The following is a 6,000-nucleotide window of genomic DNA, read 5'->3' as shown; positions in this document are numbered from 1 at the left end:
AGCGAGGCGCCGGCGCCGGCCGCCCACCCCGCGACCGCGGCGACCACGGGCACGGTCACCTCGTCGAGCATCCGGACGACCCCGTGCAGCCGGTCCGCGAGCTCCCGCACGTGCTCCGAACGGTCCTCGGCCGCGGCGAAGCCCGGGACGTTGCCGCCGTTGCAGAAATTTTTGCCCAGGCCCACCAGCAGGACCGACCCGGCGTCGATCTCGCCGTCGAGGAGCGCACGGAGGGCGATGGCCGCCTGGTCGACCGCGTCGGAATCGAGTGAGTTGCCCTTGCCCTCCAGCGAGACCGGGAGCGTGAGTACCCCGTCGGTGAGAGTGACGAGGGGGGTGGCGGTGAGGTCTGCGGTCATCGTGGTGCTCCCGGGTCGTGTCGGCCGTCTCGGCTAGTCGGACGGCTGTCGAGTGCAGAGGGTACTAGGCTTGGCCGGGCCGACAGGGAAGATGGCTGCAGGGGTGGGCGCGCGGTGAGGAGGGGTGATGACGCAGGAGTCGACACGTGTCGAGGAACGTCCGTCGACCCTCGACGCGCACGGGCTGCTCACGTGGGCCCGGCGGTGCGTCGAGCAGCTCGCCGCCCGCCGCGAGGAGATCAACGCCCTCAACGTCTTCCCGGTCCCCGACGCCGACACCGGAACGAACCTGCTCTACACCATGCGGGCGGCCGTGGACCGGGCCGAGGGCGAGGACGCGTGGATCTCCGAGGGCGGGGGCACCGCCGGCGCCCGCGAGATCGCCGTCGCGCTGGGCCACGGGGCCGTGCACGGTGCGCGGGGGAACTCCGGCGTGATTTTATCGCAGGTGTTGCGGGCGGTCGGCGAGGCGGCGACCTTCACCGTGGTCGACGCCTCCACCTACCGGCGCGCACTGCGGACCGCGGTGACCCTCGTGGACCACGCGTTGAGCGAGCCGGTCGAGGGGACCATCGTCACGGTCCTGCGGGAGGCCGCGACCGCGGCCGGACGGTCCTCCGCCTCCTCGTTGGTCGAGGTGGCCCGCGTGGCCGCCGACGCCGGCGCCGAGGCGCTCGACAGGACCACGTCACAACTGCCCGCGCTGAGCAGGGCCGGCGTCGTCGACGCCGGCGGGCGTGGGCTGCTCGTCCTGCTGGACGCCATGGTCGAGATCCTGGCGGGTCAGACCCCCGAACGGCCGGACTACTTCATCCCGAAGGACGGCGCAGAGGCGTCGTCAACGCCCGGGCACGATACGGACGAACCGCACGAGGACGCCGGGACCCGCTACGAGGTGATGTACTCCCTCACCCACTCCGACGACGCGCGCGCCGACGAGCTGCGGACCGCACTCCGGATGGTGGGCGACAGCGTGGGTGTCGTCGGCGACGGTGGCTCCGGAGCCAACGCCAGGTGGGCGGTGCATGTCCACACCGACGACATCGGCGCCGCGATCGAGGCGGCCCTGTCGCTCGGGCGGGTCACCGAGATCCGGGTGACCGACATGCTCGACCCCGCGGGCGATCGACCCGGGCAGCACCGGGCCCACGACGCCGGGGACCCGCTCGGTTCGGACGCGCGAACCGGCGACCCCGGGCTGCGCAAGGTCGTCGCCATCGTGCCGGAGGGGCCTCTGGCCGACCTGTTCTCCGAGGCCGGGGCGGAGACCGTCGACCCCGGGGACGACGGGGAGGGCGTGATCGACGCGGTGCTCGCCGTCGACGCCGACGAGCTCCTCGTCCTCCCCAACGGCGAACTGTCCCGCGACCAGATCGGCGCCATCGACGCCGCGCTGCGCGACGGCGAGGGTCACGCACTGATCCTGCCGACCGGATCCGTGGTCCAGGGCCTGGCCGCCCTGGCGGTGCACGACCCCACGACCACCCTGTCGCTGGACGGGTTCTCCATGGCCGACGCCGCGGCCGGGACCCGGCACGCCCACCTGATCCGGGCGGAGCAGGACGCGCTGACCCTGGTGGGTCGGTGCACCGCCGGCGACCTGCTCGGCGTGGTGGGGCACGACGTCGCACTGATCGAGTCCGACGCGGTCGACGCGGTGTGTGCGCTCGTCGACCGGGTGCTGTCCTCCGGAGGCGAACTCGTCACCGTACTGTTCGGTGACGCCTACGACGAGGCGGCGACCGAGTCGGCGCTGTCCCGCGTGCGGTCTTCCCACCCCGACATCGAGGTGGTCGGGTACGCCGCCGGCCCCGGGCGGGCCGTGGCCCAAGTCGGGGTCGAATGACCTCTCTGGCCACCACGGACACCCCGCTCGCCGAGGTCCTCGACCCCGGGCTGGCGGAGCGCATCACCGCCGCGTTCGGGCACCGCAGCGTCGGCGACCTGTTGCACACTCTGCCGCGCCGCTACCGCCAGCACGGGCAGCGCTACGACAAGCGGGAACTGGTCGACGGCGAGCGGGTCACGGTGATCGGCAAGGTCACCACCGCGCAGACCCGCACCTACCAGACCAAGCAGCGGCAGACGCGGGAGATGCTCACGCTGACGGTCGAGGACGGCGACACCACGTTCCGGGTCGTGTTCTTCGCCGGGCGCAAGATCAAGTTCATGCTCCCGGTGGGGACGCTGGCGATGTTCGACGGCACCGTCTCCCGCTTCCGCCGGTCACTGGACCTCAAGCATCCCGAGTTCCTCGTCCTGCGTCCGGTGACCGGCCCCGGCGGCCAGCTCAAGGGGTCCGGCGACCTCGCGGCGCTGGCCCGCCTGGCCGCGGAGATCGACGCCGAGGGCGGACCGAGCCTGTTCGACCGGCCACTGCTGCCCGTGTACGCGGCCAAGGAGGGGGTCACCTCCTGGGACCTGCTCGGCGCGGTGGTCACCACCCTGCGGGCGTTGGTGCCGGTGGTCGACCCGCTCGACGACACGGTCCGGTCGGTGGCGGGCCTCATGGACCTCGACGAGGCACTGCGTAAGGCCCACCTACCCGAGAACTCCCGGGACAAGGATCGGGCCGGGTACCGGCTGCGCTTCGACGAGGCACTCGCGCTGCAGTTGCTGCTCGGCGCCAGGCGCCGGTTCGCCGCGCGGGACCCGGCGCCGGCCAGCCCGGTGCGCGGGGACGGGCTCCGCGCGGCCATGGAGGCCCGGATGCCGTTCGAGCTCACCGGCGGACAGGCGTCGGTACTGGAGGAGATCTCGGCGGACCTGACCCGTGACGAGCCCATGAACCGGCTCCTGCAGGGCGAGGTCGGCTCGGGCAAGACCGTGGTGGCGTTGTTGGCGATGCTCCAGGTGGTCGACGCCGGGCGGCAGTGCGTGATGCTGACCCCCACCGAGGTCCTGGCGGTCCAGCATCACCGTTCACTGACTGCGATGCTCGGCGATCTCGGTGAGCGCGGCAGGTTGGGAGCGGCCGAGCAGGCCACCCGCGTGGTGCTGCTCACCGGGTCGATGTCCACGGCCCAGCGGCGCGCGGCCCTGCTCGACATCGTCACCGGGGAGGCCGGGATCATCGTGGGGACCCACGCGTTGATCCAGGACACGGTGGACTTCTTCGACCTCGGCCTGGTGGTGGTCGACGAGCAGCACCGCTTCGGCGTTCGGCAACGCGACCGACTGCGCGCCAAGGGGCGCGAGGGACTGGTTCCCCACCTGTTGGTGATGACCGCGACCCCGATCCCGCGGACCATCGCCATGACCGTGTTCGGGGACCTGGAGGTGTCCGAGCTCCAGGAGCTCCCCGGGGGGCGTCGCCCCATCTCCACCTCCGTTGTCCCGGCGAGGGAGAAGCCGCGGTGGCTCCAGCGGACCTGGGAGCGGGTGCGCGAGGAGGTGGAGGCCGGCCACCGTGCGTACGTGGTGTGCGCGCGGATCGACGCCGACGACCCCGAGAAGGGCGGCGGCGCCGACAAGGGCGACGACGACAACGGCAGCGACCGACCGCCGTTGGCCGCTGCCGTGGAGCTGCACGAGCACCTCTCCACCGGGCCCCTGGCGGGACTGAGGATCGGACTCATGCACGGCCGACTCCCGCCGGAGGAGAAGGACGCCACCATGGCGGCGTTCGCGGCCGGCGCTCTCGACGTCCTCGTCTCCACGACCGTGATCGAGGTCGGTGTGGACGTTCCCCAGGCCACCGTCATGGTGGTCATGGACGCCGAGCGCTTCGGCGTGAGTCAGCTGCACCAGCTGCGTGGCCGCGTCGGTCGGGGCGGACTGCCCGGCCTGTGCCTGCTGGTGACCAACTCCCGCACCGGGGGTCGCTCGATGGAGCGGCTCGATGCCGTGGCGGCCACGACGGACGGCTTCGTGCTGGCGCAGTTGGACCTGGTGCAGCGCCGCGAGGGCGATGTCCTCGGGGACGCCCAGTCCGGTGCCCTCTCGGCGTTGCGGTTGCTGTCGGTGGTGGACGACGGTGAGGTGATCGAGATCGCCCGGCGCCACGCCGAACAGATCCTGGAGTCCGACCCGGGGCTGCACGCCCACCCGGCGCTCGCGGAGCGGGTCCGCCGCCTGGCCGGTTCCGAGGAATCCGACTACCTGTTCAGATACTGACCCACGACCACAGGGAAGACATGACCCGCATCATCTCCGGCCGTCTGCGCGGGCTGACGATCACCGTGCCGCCGGCCGGCACCAGGCCCACCACGGACCGTGTCCGCGAGGCGCTCTACAGTGCCATCGGAAGTCGGATCGACCTGGACGGCGCCGCCGCTCTCGACCTGTTCGCGGGCTCCGGCGCACTCGGGTTCGAGGCTGTCTCCAGGGGAGCCGACGTGGCGTGGTTCGTCGAGGAGAACCAGCGCGCGGTGGCGTGCCTGAAGAAGAACACGGCGGGCGCGTCGTCGTCGTTGTCGTCGTCGTCCTCATCGTCGTCGTCCCCGCTCCGCCTCACCGTGAAGCGCGCGGCGTTACCCGCCGCGGTCCGTGGCCGGTGCCCCCTCGAGGGCGGATTCCACCTCGTCCTGGCCGACCCTCCGTACGAGCGGTCAGCGGAGCTGGACGAACCGGTGCTGGAGGCCCTGCTCGCCGGGGGGTGGCTCGCGGAGGACGCGCTCGTCGTGTGGGAGCGGTCGAAGCGGGACCCGGCCGTGCGGTGGCCGGGCGGGTACGAGGTCGTGTTCGAGCGCACCTACGGCGAGACCGCCGTGGAGATGGCCCGGCCTGTTGATACGGTCGCCCCATGACCACCGTCGTGTGCCCAGGCTCCTTCGATCCGGTGACCCTCGGGCACCTCGACATCATCCGGCGAGCCGCCGCGCTGTTCGACGACGTGATCGTGTGCGTGGTCGCCAACCCCAACAAGCAGGGCACCTTCTCGATCGACGAGCGCAAGGCGATGATCGACGAGGTCTGTGCCGACATTCCCGGGGTGCGGGTGGACAGCTTCTACGGACTGCTCGTGGACTACTGCCGCGATCAGGGTGCCACCGCGGTGATCAAGGGTCTGCGCGACTCCACCGACTACGACTACGAGTTGCCGATGGCCCACATGAACCGTTCGATCGCCGAGATCGACACCGTCTTCCTGCCCACCCGGGCCGACCTGGCGTTCGTCTCCTCCTCGCTGTGCCGCGAGGTCACCCGACTCGGCGGCGACGTGTCCCACCTGTTGCCGGAGCCGGTCGCCCGCGCCCTGACGGAGCGCCTGGGCTGACGGGGAGGGGCGGGGCAAGCGGCGTCGGCCCGCCGGACCTACCGGACACACCGCCCACGCACCGGCCCGGCGACCTGTGTTGCGGGCACACTGGTGGGGCAAGAGTGACGATCCGGTGAAGGGACGAGCGTGTACCGAGTGTTCCAGGCCCTCGACGAGCTGAACGCGATGATCGAGGACGCCCGCAGTCTGCCCATGACCGCGAACTGCGTGGTGCCCCGGCACGAGTCCCTGCTGTTGCTCGACGACATCCGTGACTCGTTCCCCGGCGAACTCGACGACGCCCAGGACGTGCTGGACCAGCGCGACAGGGTGCTCGCGGAGGCCGATGCCACCGCCCGCGAGACGGTCGCCGCCGCCGACGCCGAGGCGGACCGCACCCTGCGCGAGGCGCGCGAGGACGCGGACGCCATGCTCGCCGAC

Annotated in this window: 5 protein-coding genes and 1 pseudogene; 5 read left to right on the top strand and 1 reads right to left on the bottom strand. The window is 71.9% G+C overall.

The window, feature by feature from the left end; genetic code table 11:
* Window positions 1-359, bottom strand: a 359-nt coding sequence (locus tag G6023_RS09745) for an enoyl-CoA hydratase-related protein (protein ID WP_241727789.1), incomplete at its 3' end; no start/stop codon positions are given.
* A gap of 127 nt (window positions 360-486) precedes the next feature.
* Here G6023_RS09745 and G6023_RS09740 point away from each other — a divergent pair.
* The 5 genes and pseudogenes from G6023_RS09740 to G6023_RS09720 form a co-directional block, all read left to right on the top strand.
* Window positions 487-2,205, top strand: coding sequence for a fatty acid kinase ATP-binding subunit FakA (locus G6023_RS09740; protein ID WP_182635213.1), 1,719 nt, complete (start codon window positions 487-489; stop codon window positions 2,203-2,205).
* Window positions 2,202-4,475 carry an ATP-dependent DNA helicase RecG gene (gene recG / locus G6023_RS09735; RefSeq protein ID WP_182635210.1) on the top strand — a complete coding sequence of 758 codons (2,274 nt, stop codon included), beginning with the start codon at window positions 2,202-2,204 and terminating at the stop codon, window positions 4,473-4,475. Before G6023_RS09740 ends, recG begins: the two co-directional genes overlap by 4 nt.
* Window positions 4,476-4,495: 20 nt before the next feature.
* The gene (gene rsmD, locus G6023_RS09730; RefSeq protein WP_182635208.1) at window positions 4,496-5,107 is read left to right on the top strand and encodes a 16S rRNA (guanine(966)-N(2))-methyltransferase RsmD; all 612 of its coding nucleotides are present in this window, start codon (window positions 4,496-4,498) and stop codon (window positions 5,105-5,107) included.
* A complete protein-coding gene (gene coaD, locus G6023_RS09725) occupies window positions 5,104-5,577 on the top strand; it encodes a pantetheine-phosphate adenylyltransferase (RefSeq protein WP_096905307.1) in 474 nt (157 codons plus the stop codon). The genes rsmD and coaD overlap by 4 nt, the downstream gene beginning before the upstream one ends.
* 129 nt (window positions 5,578-5,706) lie before the next feature.
* Window positions 5,707-6,000: pseudogene (locus G6023_RS09720) on the top strand (DivIVA domain-containing protein); the annotation flags it as partial.

The organism is Dietzia sp. DQ11-71 (assembly GCF_014144995.1).
Lineage (GTDB): Bacteria > Actinomycetota > Actinomycetes > Mycobacteriales > Mycobacteriaceae > Dietzia > Dietzia kunjamensis.
This window is presented reverse-complemented; position numbering and strand designations above follow the sequence as displayed.